This window comes from Streptomyces coelicoflavus, assembly GCF_045041415.1.
In the GTDB taxonomy this organism is placed as follows: domain Bacteria; phylum Actinomycetota; class Actinomycetes; order Streptomycetales; family Streptomycetaceae; genus Streptomyces; species Streptomyces coelicoflavus.
On record NZ_CP108218.1, the window covers coordinates 6,950,837 to 6,968,049 of the forward strand.

Below are 17,213 nucleotides of genomic sequence, written 5' to 3' on the forward strand. Positions count from 1 at the left end.
GCCGTGCGACGGCGTCGACGTCACTTCCAGAGGAAGAGGCTCTCGCCGGCCTTCACGTCGCCGTCCTCGCGGAGCTCGGTGAGCGCCTCGGCCGTCGCCTCCAGCGCCACGATGGGGCAGACCGGCGACTTGCCCGCGGCCTCGACCGCGGCCGGGTCCCAGCGCACTACGCCCTGACCACGCACGACGGTGTCGCCCTTGTTCACCAGCAGTTCGAAACCCTCGCCGTTGAGCTGCACGGTGTCGATGCCGAGATGGGTCAGTACGCCGTGTCCGCTGTCGTCCACGACGACAAAGGCGTGCGGGTGCAGAGAAACGATGACGCCGTCGACCGGCGCGACCGCCTCGGAGGGCTCCCGCGCAGGGTCGATGGCGGTGCCCGGGCCGACCATGGCCCCGGAGAAGACGGGATCGGGCACGGCGGCCAGGCCGATGGCGCGTCCTGCGAGCGGGGACGAGACGGTGGTCATGGGAAGCCTCCCAGGGCGGAGATCTGTACGAGCCGTCACTGCTTGTCCCGGACGGCACACTGAGCAGCAGGGTATGTCATAGGAAGTACCGGTTCCGCATGAGTCTTCCCAATAGAGGTCTAGACCACACTCATCACGGATTTGCACCTGTTCCGCAGCCCCGTGTACAGTCGTTACTCCTGCTTGAGGCTGAGCGATGCGAACCAACGCGTCCTCGCCCCGGCAGTACCCAACTCATCAGATCCTATCTCTGGATCACCTTCTGCATGTCCGCAGGGCGGTGGTCAGAGGGACCGGAAAAGCCTGATAGTGTTGGAAACACCGAAAGGGAAGCGCCCGGAGGAAAGCCCGAGAGGGTGAGTACAAAGGAAGCGACCGTTCCTTGAGAACTCAACAGCGTGCCAAAAGTCAACGCCAGATATGTTGATACCCCGTCTCTCCCGTTCGGGAGGACGAGGTTCCTTTGAAGAAATACACAGCGAGGACGCTGTGAACGGTCGGATCATTCCTCCGACTGTTCCGCTCTCGTGGTGTCACCCGATCACGGGTAAACATTCACGGAGAGTTTGATCCTGGCTCAGGACGAACGCTGGCGGCGTGCTTAACACATGCAAGTCGAACGATGAACCACCTTCGGGTGGGGATTAGTGGCGAACGGGTGAGTAACACGTGGGCAATCTGCCCTTCACTCTGGGACAAGCCCTGGAAACGGGGTCTAATACCGGATACTGACCTGCCAAGGCATCTTGGCGGGTCGAAAGCTCCGGCGGTGAAGGATGAGCCCGCGGCCTATCAGCTTGTTGGTGAGGTAATGGCTCACCAAGGCGACGACGGGTAGCCGGCCTGAGAGGGCGACCGGCCACACTGGGACTGAGACACGGCCCAGACTCCTACGGGAGGCAGCAGTGGGGAATATTGCACAATGGGCGAAAGCCTGATGCAGCGACGCCGCGTGAGGGATGACGGCCTTCGGGTTGTAAACCTCTTTCAGCAGGGAAGAAGCGAAAGTGACGGTACCTGCAGAAGAAGCGCCGGCTAACTACGTGCCAGCAGCCGCGGTAATACGTAGGGCGCAAGCGTTGTCCGGAATTATTGGGCGTAAAGAGCTCGTAGGCGGCTTGTCACGTCGGTTGTGAAAGCCCGGGGCTTAACCCCGGGTCTGCAGTCGATACGGGCAGGCTAGAGTTCGGTAGGGGAGATCGGAATTCCTGGTGTAGCGGTGAAATGCGCAGATATCAGGAGGAACACCGGTGGCGAAGGCGGATCTCTGGGCCGATACTGACGCTGAGGAGCGAAAGCGTGGGGAGCGAACAGGATTAGATACCCTGGTAGTCCACGCCGTAAACGGTGGGCACTAGGTGTGGGCAACATTCCACGTTGTCCGTGCCGCAGCTAACGCATTAAGTGCCCCGCCTGGGGAGTACGGCCGCAAGGCTAAAACTCAAAGGAATTGACGGGGGCCCGCACAAGCGGCGGAGCATGTGGCTTAATTCGACGCAACGCGAAGAACCTTACCAAGGCTTGACATACACCGGAAAGCATCAGAGATGGTGCCCCCCTTGTGGTCGGTGTACAGGTGGTGCATGGCTGTCGTCAGCTCGTGTCGTGAGATGTTGGGTTAAGTCCCGCAACGAGCGCAACCCTTGTCCCGTGTTGCCAGCAAGCCCTTCGGGGTGTTGGGGACTCACGGGAGACCGCCGGGGTCAACTCGGAGGAAGGTGGGGACGACGTCAAGTCATCATGCCCCTTATGTCTTGGGCTGCACACGTGCTACAATGGCCGGTACAATGAGCTGCGATACCGCAAGGTGGAGCGAATCTCAAAAAGCCGGTCTCAGTTCGGATTGGGGTCTGCAACTCGACCCCATGAAGTCGGAGTCGCTAGTAATCGCAGATCAGCATTGCTGCGGTGAATACGTTCCCGGGCCTTGTACACACCGCCCGTCACGTCACGAAAGTCGGTAACACCCGAAGCCGGTGGCCCAACCCCTTGTGGGAGGGAGCTGTCGAAGGTGGGACTGGCGATTGGGACGAAGTCGTAACAAGGTAGCCGTACCGGAAGGTGCGGCTGGATCACCTCCTTTCTAAGGAGCATTTCTTACCGGCCTTCGGGCTGGTCAGAGGCCAGGATGTGAGCGAACGTCTCGCACTGGTTGCTCATGGGTGGAACGTTGACTACTCGGCACGATCAGGATGAGGACTGCTAGTACTGCTTCGGCGTGGAACGCAGGATCTTGACTGAACGTGTCGGGCACGCTGTTGGGTGTCTGAGGGAATGAGTTTCCTTCAGTTGCCGGCCCCAGTGCACTCGGGAGTTTTTCCGGGGTGATGGGTGGTTGGTCGTTGTTTGAGAACTGCACAGTGGACGCGAGCATCTGTGGCCAAGTTTTTAAGGGCGCACGGTGGATGCCTTGGCACCAGGAACCGATGAAGGACGTGGGAGGCCACGATAGGCCCCGGGGAGTCGTCAACCAGGCTTTGATCCGGGGGTGTCCGAATGGGGAAACCCGGCAGTCGTCATGGGCTGTCACCCGCTGCTGAACACATAGGCAGTGTGGAGGGAACGCGGGGAAGTGAAACATCTCAGTACCCGCAGGAAGAGAAAACAACCGTGATTCCGGGAGTAGTGGCGAGCGAAACCGGATGAGGCCAAACCGTATACGTGTGAGACCCGGCAGGGGTTGCGTGTGCGGGGTTGTGGGATCTCTCTTCTGTTGTCTGCCGGCAACAGGACGAGTCAGAAACCGTTGATGTAGGCGAAGGACATGCGAAAGGTCCGGCGTAGAGGGTAAGACCCCCGTAGTCGAAACATTAGCGGCTCGTTTGAGAGACACCCAAGTAGCACGGGGCCCGAGAAATCCCGTGTGAATCTGGCGGGACCACCCGCTAAGCCTAAATATTCCCTGGTGACCGATAGCGGATAGTACCGTGAGGGAATGGTGAAAAGTACCGCGGGAGCGGAGTGAAATAGTACCTGAAACCGTGTGCCTACAAGCCGTGGGAGCGTCGGACATCAAGCTTGCTTGGTGTCTCGTGACTGCGTGCCTTTTGAAGAATGAGCCTGCGAGTTTGCGGTGTGTTGCGAGGTTAACCCGGGTGGGGAAGCCGTAGCGAAAGCGAGTCCGAACAGGGCGATTTTAGTAGCACGCTCAAGACCCGAAGCGGAGTGATCTAGCCATGGGCAGGTTGAAGCGGCTGTAAGAGGTCGTGGAGGACCGAACCCACCAGGGTTGAAAACCTGGGGGATGACCTGTGGTTAGGGGTGAAAGGCCAATCAAACTCCGTGATAGCTGGTTCTCCCCGAAATGCATTTAGGTGCAGCGTCGTGTGTTTCTTGCCGGAGGTAGAGCACTGGATAGGCGATGGGCCCTACCGGGTTACTGACCTTAGCCAAACTCCGAATGCCGGTAAGTGAGAGCGCGGCAGTGAGACTGTGGGGGATAAGCTCCATGGTCGAGAGGGAAACAGCCCAGAGCATCGACTAAGGCCCCTAAGCGTACGCTAAGTGGGAAAGGATGTGGAGTCGCACAGACAACCAGGAGGTTGGCTTAGAAGCAGCCACCCTTGAAAGAGTGCGTAATAGCTCACTGGTCTAGTGATTCCGCGCCGACAATGTAGCGGGGCTCAAGCGTACCGCCGAAGTCGTGTCATTGCAGCAATACGGCCAACGCCGGCTGTGATGGGTAGGGGAGCGTCGTGTGCCGGGTGAAGCAGCCGCGGAAGCGAGTTGTGGACGGTTCACGAGTGAGAATGCAGGCATGAGTAGCGATACAAACGTGAGAAACGTTTGCGCCGATTGACTAAGGGTTCCTGGGTCAAGCTGATCTGCCCAGGGTAAGTCGGGACCTAAGGCGAGGCCGACAGGCGTAGTCGATGGATAACCGGTTGATATTCCGGTACCCGCTGTGAAGCGTCAAACATCGAACCAGGCGATGCTAAGTCCGTGAAGCCGCCCTGATCTCTTCGGAGTTGAGGGGAGTGGTGGAGCCGACGAACCAGACTTGCAGTAGGTGAGTGATGGGGTGACGCAGGAAGGTAGTCCATCCCGGGCGGTGGTTGTCCCGGGGTAAGGGTGTAGGCCGTGCGGTAGGTAAATCCGTCGCACATAAGGCTGAGACCTGATGCCGAGCCGATTGTGGTGAAGTGGATGATCCTATGCTGTCGAGAAAAGCCTCTAGCGAGTTTCATGGCGGCCCGTACCCTAAACCGACTCAGGTGGTCAGGTAGAGAATACCGAGGCGTTCGGGTGAACTATGGTTAAGGAACTCGGCAAAATGCCCCCGTAACTTCGGGAGAAGGGGGGCCACACCCGGTGACCGAGATCTTGCACTCCGTGAGCTGGGGGTGGCCGCAGAGACCAGCGAGAAGCGACTGTTTACTAAAAACACAGGTCCGTGCGAAGCCGTAAGGCGATGTATACGGACTGACGCCTGCCCGGTGCTGGAACGTTAAGGGGACCGGTTAGTCACATTTCGGTGTGGCGAAGCTGAGAACTTAAGCGCCAGTAAACGGCGGTGGTAACTATAACCATCCTAAGGTAGCGAAATTCCTTGTCGGGTAAGTTCCGACCTGCACGAATGGCGTAACGACTTCTCGACTGTCTCAACCATAGGCCCGGTGAAATTGCACTACGAGTAAAGATGCTCGTTTCGCGCAGCAGGACGGAAAGACCCCGGGACCTTTACTACAGTTTGATATTGGTGTTCGGTTCGGCTTGTGTAGGATAGCTGGGAGACTTTGAAACTCGCACGCCAGTGTGGGTGGAGTCGTCGTTGAAATACCAGTCTGGTCGTGCTGGATGTCTAACCTGGGTCCGTGATCCGGATCAGGGACAGTGTCTGATGGGTAGTTTAACTGGGGCGGTTGCCTCCTAAAGAGTAACGGAGGCGCCCAAAGGTTCCCTCAGCCTGGTTGGCAATCAGGTGTTGAGTGTAAGTGCACAAGGGAGCTTGACTGTGAGACCGACGGGTCGAGCAGGGACGAAAGTCGGGACTAGTGATCCGGCGGTGGCTTGTGGAAGCGCCGTCGCTCAACGGATAAAAGGTACCCCGGGGATAACAGGCTGATCTTCCCCAAGAGTCCATATCGACGGGATGGTTTGGCACCTCGATGTCGGCTCGTCGCATCCTGGGGCTGGAGTCGGTCCCAAGGGTTGGGCTGTTCGCCCATTAAAGCGGTACGCGAGCTGGGTTTAGAACGTCGTGAGACAGTTCGGTCCCTATCCGCTGTGCGCGTAGGAGTCTTGAGAAGGGCTGTCCCTAGTACGAGAGGACCGGGACGGACGAACCTCTGGTGTGCCAGTTGTTCTGCCAAGGGCATGGCTGGTTGGCTACGTTCGGGAGGGATAACCGCTGAAAGCATCTAAGCGGGAAGCCTGCTTCGAGATGAGGACTCCCACCCCCTTGAGGGGTTAAGGCTCCCAGTAGACGACTGGGTTGATAGGCCGGATCTGGAAGCACCGTGAGGTGTGGAGGTGACCGGTACTAATAGGCCGAGGGCTTGTCCTCAGTTGCTCGCGTCCACTGTGTTGGTTCTGAAACCACGAACAACCCCACGTCCACAGCGTGGTGCGGTTGAGTGTTTCATAGTGTTTCGGTGGTCATAGCGTAGGGGAAACGCCCGGTTACATTTCGAACCCGGAAGCTAAGCCTTACAGCGCCGATGGTACTGCAGGGGGGACCCTGTGGGAGAGTAGGACGCCGCCGAACTCCTTTTAGAGCTCTGGCTCTTGGGCACGCAGCCCAAGAGCCAGAGCTTTTTTGCGTTGAGGTAGGGTCAGTGAGCATCATTGGCTCGTTTCCCCCAGGAGGCCCCCGCGTGGAGGTCCAGGAGACCCGCGTGCAGACCGACCGGGTCCTCACCATCCCGAACATCCTCAGCATGGCGCGCCTGGCCGGCGTGCCCCTGTTCCTGTGGCTCATCCTGCGGCCCGAGTTCGGCGGCCCGCAGAGCGACGGCTGGGCGCTGTTGGTGCTGGCCCTGAGCGGGGTCAGCGACTACCTGGACGGAAAGCTCGCACGGCGTTGGAATCAGATCAGCAGCCTCGGCCGACTCCTGGACCCGGCGGCTGACCGGCTTTACATCCTGTCGACGCTGGTGGGCCTCACCTGGCGCGAGATTCTCCCGCTCTGGTTGACCCTTGTACTGCTTGCCCGGGAAGCGATGCTGCTGGTGATGGTGGGCATCCTCCGGCGACACGGCTATCCGCCGCCGCAGGTGAACTTCCTGGGCAAGGCCGCGACCTTCAACCTCATGTACGCCTTCCCTCTGCTTCTGCTCAGCGACGGAAGCGGATGGATCGCGTCACTCGCCGCCGTTTTCGGATGGGCGTTCGCCGGATGGGGTACAACCCTGTACTGGTGGGCAGGTGTTCTCTACGTGGTGCAGGTCCGCCGCCTGGTTCGTGCGGACGTCGCAGCCGATTGAACTCGCTGATTGTGCGGCCCAAGTGGCCGGATGGCCCGCGCACGAAAAGTGCGGGACCCTGGACGGGTGAAGTCGGCTAAACCGTCGTCTCTCAGAGGAGGACGCTTCCGACATGAAGGCCGTCGTGATGGCTGGAGGCGAAGGCACGCGCCTTCGTCCCATGACCTCGAGCATGCCCAAGCCGCTCCTTCCGGTGGTCAACCGGCCGATCATGGAGCATGTGCTCAGGTTGCTCAAAAGGCATGGGCTCAACGAGACCGTCGTCACCGTCCAGTTCCTGGCCTCGCTGGTCAAGAACTACTTCGGTGACGGCGAAGAGCTCGGAATGGAGCTCACCTATGCCAACGAGGAGAAGCCACTCGGTACCGCCGGAAGCGTCAAGAACGCCGAGGAGGCGTTGAAGGACGATGCCTTCCTCGTCATTTCCGGCGACGCCCTGACCGACTTCGACCTCACCGACCTGATCAATTTCCACAAGGAAAAGGGTTCGCTCGTCACCGTGTGCCTGACGCGCGTGCCCAACCCGCTGGAATTCGGCATCACCATCGTCGACGAAGAGGGCAAGGTCGAGCGCTTCCTGGAGAAGCCGACCTGGGGCCAGGTCTTCTCGGACACGGTGAACACCGGGATCTACGTCATGGAGCCCGAGGTCTTCGACTACGTCGACCCCGACGTGCCCGTGGACTGGTCCGGTGACGTCTTCCCGCAGCTGATGAAGGAAGGCAAGCCCATCTACGGCTACGTCGCCGAGGGCTACTGGGAGGACGTCGGCACCCACGAGAGCTATGTGAAGGCCCAGGCCGACGTCCTGGAGCGCAAGGTCGACGTCGACATCGACGGCTTCGAGATCTCTCCCGGCGTCTGGGTGGCCGAAGGTGCGGAGGTGCATCCCGACGCGGTCCTGCGCGGGCCCCTGTACGTGGGCGACTACGCCAAGGTCGAGGCGGGCGCCGAGATCCGCGAGCACACGGTGATCGGGTCCAACGTCGTCGTCAAGAGCGGTGCCTTCCTGCACAAGGCCGTGGTCGCCGACAACGTGTACGTCGGACCGCACAGCAACCTGCGGGGCTGCGTGGTCGGCAAGAACACCGACATCATGCGCGCCGCGCGGATCGAGGACGGCGCGGTCATCGGCGACGAATGCCTGGTCGGTGAAGAATCGATCATCCAGGGCAACGTGCGGGTCTACCCGTTCAAGACCATCGAGGCAGGCGCCTTCGTCAACACCTCGGTGATCTGGGAGTCCCGCGGGCAGGCGCACCTCTTCGGTGCCCGCGGGGTCTCCGGCATCCTGAACGTGGAGATCACCCCGGAGCTCGCCGTGCGGCTGGCCGGTGCGTACGCGACGACCCTCAAGAAGGGGTCCACCGTCACCACGGCCCGCGACCACTCCCGCGGTGCCCGTGCGCTGAAGCGCGCGGTGATCTCCGCGTTGCAGGCCAGCGCCATCGACGTACGCGACCTGGAGAACGTACCGCTGCCCGTGGCGCGGCAGCAGACCGCGCGGGGCAGTGCCGGCGGGATCATGATCCGGACCACCCTCGGTGTGCCGGACTCCGTCGACATCATGTTCTTCGACGGCCAGGGCGCCGACCTCTCGCAGGGCAGCCAGCGGAAACTGGACCGGGTCTTCGCGCGGCAGGAGTACCGGCGGGCGTTCCCCGGAGAGATCGGGGACCTGCACTTCCCGTCCAGCGTGTTCGACTCCTACACCGGGTCGCTCCTGCGCAACGTCGACATCACCGGGATCGCGGAGTCCGGGCTCAAGGTGGTCGTGGACGCCTCCAACGGCAGCGCGGGGCTGGTACTGCCCAGCCTGCTCGGCAAGCTCGGCGTCGACTCGCTGACCATCAACCCCGGTCTCGACGAGGCCAGGCCCACGGAGTCGGCCGACATGCGGCGCTCCGGTCTGGTGCGTCTGGGAGAGATCGTGGCGTCCTCGCGGGCCGCGTTCGGTGTGCGCTTCGACCCGGTCGGCGAGCGGCTGTCGCTCGTCGACGAGAAGGGCCGCATCATCGAGGACGACCGGGCGCTGCTGGTGATGCTGGACCTGATCGCGGCCGAGCGGCGCAGCGGCCGGGTGGCGCTCCCGGTGACGACCACCAGGATCGCCGAGCAGGTCGCCGCCTACCACGGCACGCAGGTCGAGTGGACGACCACCTCCCCGGACGACCTGACGCGGGTGGGGGGCGAGGAAGGCGCGATCTTCGGCGGCGACGGCAAGGGCGGCTTCATTGTCCCCGAGTTCAGCAGCGTCTACGACGGCACGGCGGCCTTCGTGCGGCTCATCGGGCTGGTCGCGCGTACGCAGCTCACGCTCAGCCAGATCGACGCGCGGATCCCGCGCGCTCACGTCCTCAAGCGTGACCTGGCCACTCCGTGGGCCGTGAAGGGCCTGGTGATGCGGCGGGTCGTCGAGGCGGCCGGAGACCGATTCGTCGACACCACGGACGGGGTGCGGGTGGTCGAGACCGACGGGCGCTGGGTGATGGTGCTGCCCGACCCGGCGGAGGCGGTCACCCATCTGTGGGCCGAGGGCCCCGACGATGCCTCCGCGCAGGCGCTGCTGGACGAGTGGGCCGCGGTGGTGGACAGCGCCGGCCGGTAGAACGCGCCGCATGCGTGCGTGCCGGACACGTGTCCCCAAGGGGGCCTGTCCGGCACGCCGGTGGGGCCGTTCGGAGGTAGTGGCGGTGGCGTGCGACGATGTGCGGCATGCCGCAGCCACCCCCCGTTCGGAGCACATCCACGCGGCCCGCGCGCCCGGACGCGTCCATGTCGTTGCTCACGAACGTCATGGACCACAGCCTCGACGACGGATACGCCGAGGCCGCCGCGCGGAAGAAGGCCGACGGCGGCGGCGGGATGCCCAAGACGCTCCGTGCCAAGCTGGGTCTGGCGGCCGGTCTGGTGCTCGCGGCCCTGGTCGTGACGGTCGGGGCGGCCCAGGCGCGGGTCGCCGCTCCCGTCGTCGCCAAGGAGCGCGAGGAGCTCGTCGACCGCATAGAGGCGGAGACCTCGGCGGCCGACAAGCTGGAGAAGAGCGTCGACGAGCTGCGCGAGGACGTGAACGCACGCCGGCGCGAGGCGCTGGAGAAGAGCGGCGACGGCGACCGGTCCGACCTCGTGGGCATGCTGGCGGGCGCCGTAGAGGTGCACGGTCCGGGTGTGAAGCTCGTGGTCGACGACGCCAAGGACGTGGGCACCGGGGCCGACGGGAAGCCGCGCGGCACCTCCGGCTTCTCCGACACGGGCCGGGTGCGGGACCGGGACATGCAGCGCGTGGTCAACGGGCTGTGGGAGTCGGGCGCCGAGGCGATCTCCATCAACGGACAGCGTCTGACGGCGCTGTCGGCGATCAGGGCCGCGGGTGACGCGATACTGGTCGACAACAGGCCGCTGGTGCCGCCGTACACGGTGCTCGCGGTGGGGGACGGCGAGGGGCTGAGCAGGGCTTTCCAGGACAGTGCCGACGGGCTGTACCTGCATGCCCTGGAGGAGAGCTACGGCATCCGGACCGCCATCTCCGTCGCGGACGACCTCAAGCTGCCGGCCGCACCGAGTCTGATCGTACGTACAGCACAGCCGATAACCGAGAAGGGCACATCGTGATCGCCGTACTGGGCCTCGTCGTGGGAGTCGTGGCCGGATTGCTGGTCCGGCCCGAGGTGCCGGCGGCCGTGGAGCCGTATCTCCCGATCGCCGTGGTGGCGGCGCTGGACGCCGTCTTCGGTGGTCTGCGGGCCATGCTCGACGGCATCTTCGACGACAAGGTCTTCGTGGTGTCGTTCCTGTCGAACGTGGTCGTCGCCGCACTGATCGTGTTCCTGGGCGACAAGTTGGGCGTCGGCGCCCAGCTGTCCACCGGCGTCGTCGTGGTCCTCGGCATCCGCATCTTCTCCAACGCCGCGGCGATCCGACGCCACGTCTTCCGGGCGTGAGGCCGATGAGCGACCAGGACGAGCAGGGGCCGGGCCGGCTGCGCAAGGAGCTGCCCGAGGAAGTGGCGCCCGGGGAGACCCAGGACGCGGACGCCCGCGCGGGCGACCCGCCGCAGGAGACGCGGCAGGAGGGGAGCGGGCTGACCGGCCGGCAGCGGCTCCTGAAGGGGCTGTGGCCGCCGCGCCTCACACGGGCGCAACTCATCGTCGCCCTGCTCCTGTTCGGGCTCGGCTTCGGCCTCGCCGTCCAGGTGGCGTCCAACAGTGACAGCGACAGCGCGCTGCGTGGCGCCCGCCAGGAGGATCTGGTCCGCATCCTCGATGAACTGGACGACCGTACTCAGCGTCTTGAAGACGAGAAGCAGGGCCTCGAGAAGCAGCGCGACGAGCTGGAGAACAGCTCCGACCAGGCAGAGGAGGCCCGCAAGCAGACGCTCGAGAAGGAGCGGCAACTGGGCATCCTCGCGGGCACCGTGGCCGCGCAGGGGCCCGGCATCACGGTGACCATCGACGACACGAAGGGGACGGTCGAGGCGGACATGCTGCTCGACGCCATCCAGGAGCTGCGCGCGGCCGGTGCGGAGGCGATTCAGGTGAACGGGGTCCGGGTCGTCGCCGGCACGTACCTCGCCGACGCCGACAACTCCGTCAGCGTCGACGGGAACAAGATCAACGCGCCCTATCGTTTCCAGGTCATCGGCAAGCCGCAGGACCTCGAACCGGCTCTCAACATTCCTGGAGGAGTGGTGCAGACTCTGGAGAAGGAACAGGCCACCGTTACTGTTGAGCGGTCGAGCAAGATCGTCGTGGACGCCTTGCGAGCGGCGGAGCGGCCTGACTACGCTCGGTCGTCCTCCCAGTGAACCGGCGGTGCATGGGGGACGTCCGGCGAGGGCATGAGGTTGCGGGGGGTCGGCGCACCGATTGGGTGGTGCGTGGTGGAAACTGTCTGGTGGAGACGGACGTTGTGAAGGTGTCCGGGTCGGTCAGTGCGTTCAGCAAGGGTTCGTCCTGCCCCACGGGCGGGTCTGTTTCGGTCAAGGGGAATCGCCCGTGAAGTTGTTTGCGAAGTTGTTCGGCAAGAGCGCGCGAGAGGGCGGCGGCGAGAACGCGACCGCCCGTCATCGCGCCCAGCCCGACGCGGAGGGCTCACGCCCGATGTTCCGGGACGAGGTGGGTGGTCCCGGCGCGCCGTCTGTTGACCCTGCTCAGTCCGGCGGCATAGGTTTCGGCCAGCCCTCGGCCCCGGGTACGGGCGGAGGGTTCAACCCCGACCCGTACGCGTCGAACGCCCCGGCGGGGCAGCCGCGGCAGGAGGATCCGTCCATGTCGGCCCTGGTGTGTACGAGGTGCGGCAACCGCAACGCGGAGAACAGCCGCTTCTGCTCCAACTGCGGCGCTCCGCTGCGGCCCGGTGCGGTCCCGGAGCGCGCGTCCGAGACGACCTCCACGATCTCCATCTCGGGTCTGGAGGCCTACGACGCCGAGGCCACCGGCCAGACGGCGATGCCGGCGCTCTCTCCCGAGGCACAGGCGGCCGTCGACGCGCTGCCGCTGGGCTCCGCGCTCCTGGTCGTGCGCCGCGGTCCGAACTCGGGCAGCCGCTTCCTGCTGGACGGCGAGCTGACCACCGCCGGGCGTCACCCGCAGAGCGACATCTTCCTGGACGACGTGACGGTCTCGCGCCGGCACGTGGAGTTCCGCCGCAGCCCGGACGGTTCGTTCACGGTCGCCGACGTCGGCAGCCTGAACGGCACCTACGTCAACCGGGAGCGCATCGACCAGGTCGCCCTGTCGAACGGCGACGAGGTGCAGATCGGCAAGTACCGGCTGGTGTTCTACGCGAGCCAGCGGGGTTACTGACCCGCCCCCGGGCCCCTGCCCGGGGAACCTCCAGGGAAGGTCCATGTTTCCAACACCGAGCGGCGGTGCCGGGCAAGGCGCCGCCGCCACGGACAGTGGGCTGATGAGCATCGGCGCGGTGCTGAACGCGCTGCGTGACGAGTTCCCCGACATCACCATCTCCAAGATCCGGTTCCTGGAGTCGGAGGGTCTCGTCGAGCCGCGGCGGACTCCGGCCGGGTATCGCAAGTTCAGCGCGCACGACGTCGAGCGCCTCGGCCAGGTGCTGCGCATGCAGCGGGACCACTATCTGCCGCTCAAGGTGATCCGCGAGCACCTGGACGCCGTGGAGCGCGGTGAGGCGGTTTCCCTGCCGAGGGTCGGCCGGCAGCGGGACGGGGAGCCGGCCGTACCGGAGCCCGCGGAGGGCCCGACGGTGGCCCGGGTCGGGCGGGACGAGCTGCTGGCCGCGGCCGGGATCGGCGACCAGGAGCTGAAGGAGTGGGAGTCGTACGGACTCCTCGCCCCGCTGGCCGACGGGGCGTACGACGCCGAGGCGGTCACCGTGGCGTCGCTGGTGGTGCAGCTGGGGCGGTTCGGGATCGAGCCGCGGCATCTGCGGGTGATGAAGGCGGCAGCCGACCGGGACGCCGGGCTCGTGGACCAGGTGGTGGCCCCGCTGAAGCGCCACCGCAACCCCCAGACCAGGGCACACGCCGAAGCCCGTACCAAGGAGCTGGCGGGGCTCGCGGTGAAACTGCACGCGGCGCTGGTGCAGACCGCTCTGGGCGTGCGGCTGCCCTGAAACGGGCAGGGGCGAGCGTCCGGAATCGACCACCGGTCCGGACCCGGATCGCCCACCCGACCCCGGCCCGACTACCCAAACGTCCCGGGCACGGCCTAGGGTTGCTGTGTGAACGAGCTCGATGTCGTAGGTGTCCGGGTCGAGATGCCCTCCAACCAGCCGATCGTGCTGCTGCGCGAGGTGGGCGGCGACCGTTACCTTCCCATCTGGATCGGACCGGGGGAGGCGACGGCGATCGCCTTCGCCCAGCAGGGCATGGCTCCCGCACGGCCGCTGACCCACGACCTGTTCAAGGACGTGCTGGAAGCCGTCGGGCAGGAGCTCACGGAAGTGCGCATCACCGACCTGCGGGACAACGTCTTCTACGCCGAGCTGGTCTTCGCGAGCGGGGTCGAGGTCAGCGCCAGGCCGTCCGACGCCATAGCGCTCGCCCTGCGTACCGGTACGCCGATCTACGGCAGCGAGACGCTCCTCGACGAAGCCGGTATCTCCATCCCGGACGAGCAGGAGGACGAGGTGGAGAAGTTCCGCGAGTTCCTCGACCAGATCTCGCCAGAGGACTTCGGAACCAGCAACCAGTGAGGCGTGCGGCCGGGGCGGATCCGGGGCCTCACGGGGCCCCGCCCGGGCACATCCGGCTAGCCTTTCCCGGAACTGGGCACGGGAAACCACTCGTAGGGTGATTATCACTCGGCGTGCCGAGTGTGGCGATCGTTGACGCACCCTTGGTGACTGCCTACCTTCGAGGAGGCAGGTCAAGGACGGAGGTCGGCGTGAGAATCAGCGGCGACGGTACGGTTGGGGGTGGCCCCGGGCACAGCCTCGGGGCAGGCGGTCCGTACCCTCCCCCGGGTTCCCGGCTTCGCGCAGGCGCGGGCCACGCCCGGCACGGTGACGCGGCCGATCCCGGTCCACAGCGACCGGCAGCCTTGCCGACCAGCGGAGGGGCGACGTCCATGGCGTCCGAGCAGATCGGCTATCGCGGGCCGACGGCCTGCGCGGCCGCCGGCATCACCTACCGGCAACTGGACTACTGGGCGCGCACGGGCCTCGTGGAGCCCAGCGTGCGGCCAGCGCACGGCTCCGGGACGCAGCGGCTGTACAGCTTCCGCGACGTGGTCGTGCTGAAGATCGTCAAGCGCTTCCTCGACACCGGGGTGTCGCTCCAGAACATCCGCACCGCCGTCCAGCACCTGCGGGAACGCGGCTTTCGCGACCTGGAGCGGATGACGCTGATGAGCGACGGCGCCACCGTCTACGAGTGCACCTCGCCCGACGAGGTGCACGCCCTGCTCCAGGGGGGCCAGGGCATCTTCGGCATCGCCGTCGGCGTGGTGTGGCGGGACGTGGAGAGCGCGCTGTCCCAGCTGCACGGGGAGCGGATCGACACGGGCGAGACCCTGGTCGGGCACAATCCGGCCGACGAACTGGCCCGGCGGCGCAACAACAGGGCGGTCTGAACAGCGCCGCGCCCCGGGTGTCGTCCCGTGTGCCGGCGCCGTTGTCAGTGGCGTAGGGCAGCATCGGAGATGTGAGAACCGCGCCCACGATCCTGCATCTCGACATGGATGCCTTCTTCGCCTCGGTGGAGCAGGCGTCCAAGCCGAGTCTGCGCGGGAAGGCCGTGGTCGTGGGCGGTCTCGGACCGCGCGGCGTGGTCGCCACCTGCTCGTACGAGGCGCGGGTGTTCGGCGTGCACTCCGCGATGCCGATGGGCCAGGCACGCCGGCTCGCGCCCCACGCCGCCTATCTCGTTCCGCGCTTCGAGCTCTACCGGTCGATCAGCGAGCAGGTCATGCGGCTGCTGCGGGAGCTGTCGCCCCTGGTGGAGCCGCTCAGTCTGGACGAGGCCTTCGTGGACCTGGAGGCCGGCCGGGCAGCCCGGGACGCGGATTCGGCGCGGCTGGCCGGGGGGAAGCTGCGCGCCGACATCCGCACCGTCACGGGCCTCACCGGCTCCGTCGGGCTCGCCGCCTCCAAGATGCTCGCCAAGATCGCCTCGGAGGAGGCCAAGCCCGACGGACTGGTCCTCATCCCACCGGGGACGGAGCGGGCCATGCTGGAGCCGATGACCGTGCGGACGCTGCCCGGCGTGGGACCGGCCACGGGGGACCACCTGCGCCGGGCGGGGATCACCACGGTCGGCGAGATCGCCGAGGCGGGCGAGGACGAGCTGGTGCGGCTGCTGGGCAAGGCGCACGGCCACGCGCTGTACGCCATGGCGCTGGCGCGCGACGAGCGGCCCGTGGTGGCCGAGCGGGAGACCAAGTCCGTGTCGGTCGAGGACACCTACGACGTGGACATCCACGACCGGGTGCGGGTCGGCGTCGAGGTGGGGCGGCTGGCGGACCGCTGCGTGCGGCGGCTGCGGGCCTCAGGTCTGTCCGGGCGGACCATCGTGCTCAAGGTGCGCAGATACGACTTCTCCACGCTGACGCGCTCCGAGACGCTGCGCGGACCCACCGACGACCCCGCGGTGGTGCGGGAGGCCGCCGCCAGACTGCTGGACTCGGTGGACACCACGGGCGGCGTACGGCTGCTCGGGGTGGGCGTCAGCGGGCTCGCCGACTACACGCAGGAGGATCTGTTCGCGCAGGCCGCGGGAGAGGTTTCCGAGGAACCGGCCGAGGAGCCCGAGGCCGGGCCCGTCGAGGAGCACGCTCCTTCGCCCGCCGAGCGCCGGTGGCCCGCCGGGCACGACGTACGGCACGCGGAGCTCGGGCACGGGTGGGTGCAGGGCAGCGGCCTCGGACGGGTCACCGTGCGGTTCGAGACGCCGTACTCCGACGTCGGCCGGGTGCGGACCTTCCCGGTGGACGACCCGGAGCTGGCCCCGGCGGACCCTCTGCCGCTGGTCTCCCCAGCGGTGCGAAGACCCGGTGGAGAACCCGTCGGCCCGCCCGGTGGGGGCGGCTCCGCGGGACGGGTGGCCGGGTAGCGCGGGCGGCGGGTCAGCCGTCGTCGTTGCCCTTGCCGGCCAGCTTGCCGAAGTCGCGGTCGGGAGGCGGGGGAGCCGCCGCCACGTCCAGGCCGTAGTGGTGGTAGAGCTGGAGTTCCTGCTCCGGCGAGAGATGGCGGCCGACGCCGAAGTCGGGCGCCTCCTTGATCAGGGACCGTTCGAAAGGCACGCGCAGGGTGCCCTCGACCAGCTCGCTGGGCTCCAGGGGGACGAAGGCGTCCCTGCTGAAGAGGCCGGTCCGTATCGCCGCCCACTCGGGGACGCCGGTGGCATCGTCGAGGTACACCTCGTCCACGGTGCCGATCCTGGTGCCGTCGCGGTCGAACGCCTTGCGGCCGATCAGGTTCCGCGGATCGATGTCAGTACGCACGGGGCCCTCCACTTGATCGCACCACTGGGCCGCACTGGGTCGCACACCAGCCGCCTAATCATCCGTAAGTACTACAAAAGAGCACATGTGGTCGGTCGGCCACTCGAAGCTCTCACGAGTGCCTCGCTGGTACGCTGGCAAACGGCCGCTGACCCCGCGCGGGAGAGTCCTCCGGACACCACCGGAGGCGCCGAAGGAGCAAATCCTCCCCGGAATCTCTCAGGCTCACGTACCGCACGGACGAGGTCACTCTGGAAAGCAGGGCGGGTGTCGACGGCTTCCGCTCTCACCGACGGTGAAAGCCGGAAGAGCCTCCGGGCTCCTCCGGTGAAGCTCTCAGGTTGAGATGACAGAGGGGGAGGCCGTCCGGGTACCCGCGCCGTGGTGCCCCTCGAAGGTCG

General features: G+C 65.8%; 11 protein-coding genes, 3 rRNA genes, 1 pseudogene and 1 riboswitch. Of the genes and pseudogenes, 13 read left to right on the forward strand and 2 right to left on the reverse strand.

What is annotated here, in order from left to right:
* Positions 1-20: 20 nt before the first annotated feature.
* A complete protein-coding gene (locus tag OHA99_RS31225; protein ID WP_282882997.1) occupies positions 21-470 on the reverse strand; it encodes a PTS glucose transporter subunit IIA in 450 nt (149 codons plus the stop codon).
* Positions 471-1,024: 554 nt separating this feature from the next.
* Between OHA99_RS31225 and OHA99_RS31230 the strand changes: the two genes are divergently transcribed.
* From OHA99_RS31230 to OHA99_RS31290, 13 genes and pseudogenes are all read left to right on the forward strand, one after another.
* Positions 1,025-2,553 (forward strand): 16S ribosomal RNA (locus tag OHA99_RS31230).
* Between the two features lie 295 nt (positions 2,554-2,848).
* Positions 2,849-5,976: ribosomal RNA gene (locus OHA99_RS31235) — 23S ribosomal RNA — on the forward strand.
* Positions 5,977-6,060: 84 nt separating this feature from the next.
* Positions 6,061-6,177, forward strand: a 5S ribosomal RNA gene (gene rrf / locus OHA99_RS31240).
* The 16S, 23S and 5S rRNA genes sit together here, the layout of an rRNA operon.
* A 109-nt stretch (positions 6,178-6,286) precedes the next feature.
* Complete coding sequence (locus tag OHA99_RS31245; protein WP_007388195.1) at positions 6,287-6,895, forward strand: CDP-alcohol phosphatidyltransferase family protein; 609 nt, start codon at positions 6,287-6,289, stop codon at positions 6,893-6,895.
* A 112-nt stretch (positions 6,896-7,007) separates the two neighbouring features.
* The gene (locus OHA99_RS31250) at positions 7,008-9,503 is read left to right on the forward strand and encodes a mannose-1-phosphate guanyltransferase (RefSeq protein WP_052838780.1); all 2,496 of its coding nucleotides are present in this window, start codon (positions 7,008-7,010) and stop codon (positions 9,501-9,503) included.
* Between the two features lie 167 nt (positions 9,504-9,670).
* Positions 9,671-10,507 carry a DUF881 domain-containing protein gene (locus OHA99_RS31255; protein ID WP_194280167.1) on the forward strand — a complete coding sequence of 279 codons (837 nt, stop codon included), beginning with the start codon at positions 9,671-9,673 and terminating at the stop codon, positions 10,505-10,507.
* Complete coding sequence (locus tag OHA99_RS31260; protein WP_003977440.1) at positions 10,504-10,836, forward strand: small basic family protein; 333 nt, start codon at positions 10,504-10,506, stop codon at positions 10,834-10,836. Before OHA99_RS31255 ends, OHA99_RS31260 begins: the two co-directional genes overlap by 4 nt.
* A 5-nt stretch (positions 10,837-10,841) precedes the next feature.
* Positions 10,842-11,699, forward strand: a complete 858-nt coding sequence (locus OHA99_RS31265) for a DUF881 domain-containing protein (RefSeq protein WP_153180814.1) — start codon at positions 10,842-10,844, stop codon at positions 11,697-11,699.
* Positions 11,700-11,889: 190 nt separating this feature from the next.
* Positions 11,890-12,699: an FHA domain-containing protein gene (locus OHA99_RS31270; RefSeq protein ID WP_405698445.1), complete on the forward strand. Its 810-nt coding sequence runs from the start codon at positions 11,890-11,892 to the stop codon at positions 12,697-12,699.
* Positions 12,700-12,742: 43 nt separating this feature from the next.
* Positions 12,743-13,483 carry a MerR family transcriptional regulator gene (locus tag OHA99_RS31275; RefSeq protein ID WP_153180816.1) on the forward strand — a complete coding sequence of 247 codons (741 nt, stop codon included), beginning with the start codon at positions 12,743-12,745 and terminating at the stop codon, positions 13,481-13,483.
* 108 nt (positions 13,484-13,591) lie between these two features.
* Complete coding sequence (locus OHA99_RS31280; protein ID WP_042822063.1) at positions 13,592-14,065, forward strand: bifunctional nuclease family protein; 474 nt, start codon at positions 13,592-13,594, stop codon at positions 14,063-14,065.
* A 191-nt stretch (positions 14,066-14,256) separates the two neighbouring features.
* Positions 14,257-14,943 (forward strand): MerR family transcriptional regulator, encoded by a 687-nt coding sequence (locus OHA99_RS31285; protein ID WP_194280168.1) that lies wholly within the window; start codon positions 14,257-14,259, stop codon positions 14,941-14,943.
* A 71-nt stretch (positions 14,944-15,014) separates the two neighbouring features.
* A pseudogene (locus tag OHA99_RS31290) lies at positions 15,015-16,519 on the forward strand (DNA polymerase IV).
* Here OHA99_RS31290 and OHA99_RS31295 read toward each other — a convergent pair.
* Complete coding sequence (locus tag OHA99_RS31295) at positions 16,435-16,812, reverse strand: PRC-barrel domain-containing protein (protein ID WP_194280169.1); 378 nt, start codon at positions 16,810-16,812, stop codon at positions 16,435-16,437. The pseudogene OHA99_RS31290 and the gene OHA99_RS31295 sit on opposite strands and share 85 nt — an antisense overlap.
* A 149-nt stretch (positions 16,813-16,961) precedes the next feature.
* Positions 16,962-17,057: riboswitch (glycine riboswitch) on the forward strand.
* Positions 17,058-17,213: the final 156 nt, after the last annotated feature.

Bases quoted from the DNA above. Each gene is read 5' to 3' on its own strand.
- OHA99_RS31265 (WP_153180814.1), top strand. From the start codon at position 10,842: ATGAGCGACCAGGACGAGCAGGGGCCGGGCCGGCTGCGCAAGGAGCTG.
- OHA99_RS31255 (WP_194280167.1), top strand. From the start codon at position 9,671: ATGTCGTTGCTCACGAACGTCATGGACCACAGCCTCGACGACGGATAC.
- OHA99_RS31275 (WP_153180816.1), top strand. From the start codon at position 12,743: ATGTTTCCAACACCGAGCGGCGGTGCCGGGCAAGGCGCCGCCGCCACG.
- OHA99_RS31225 (WP_282882997.1), bottom strand. From the start codon at position 470: ATGACCACCGTCTCGTCCCCGCTCGCAGGACGCGCCATCGGCCTGGCC.
- OHA99_RS31250 (WP_052838780.1), top strand. From the start codon at position 7,008: ATGAAGGCCGTCGTGATGGCTGGAGGCGAAGGCACGCGCCTTCGTCCC.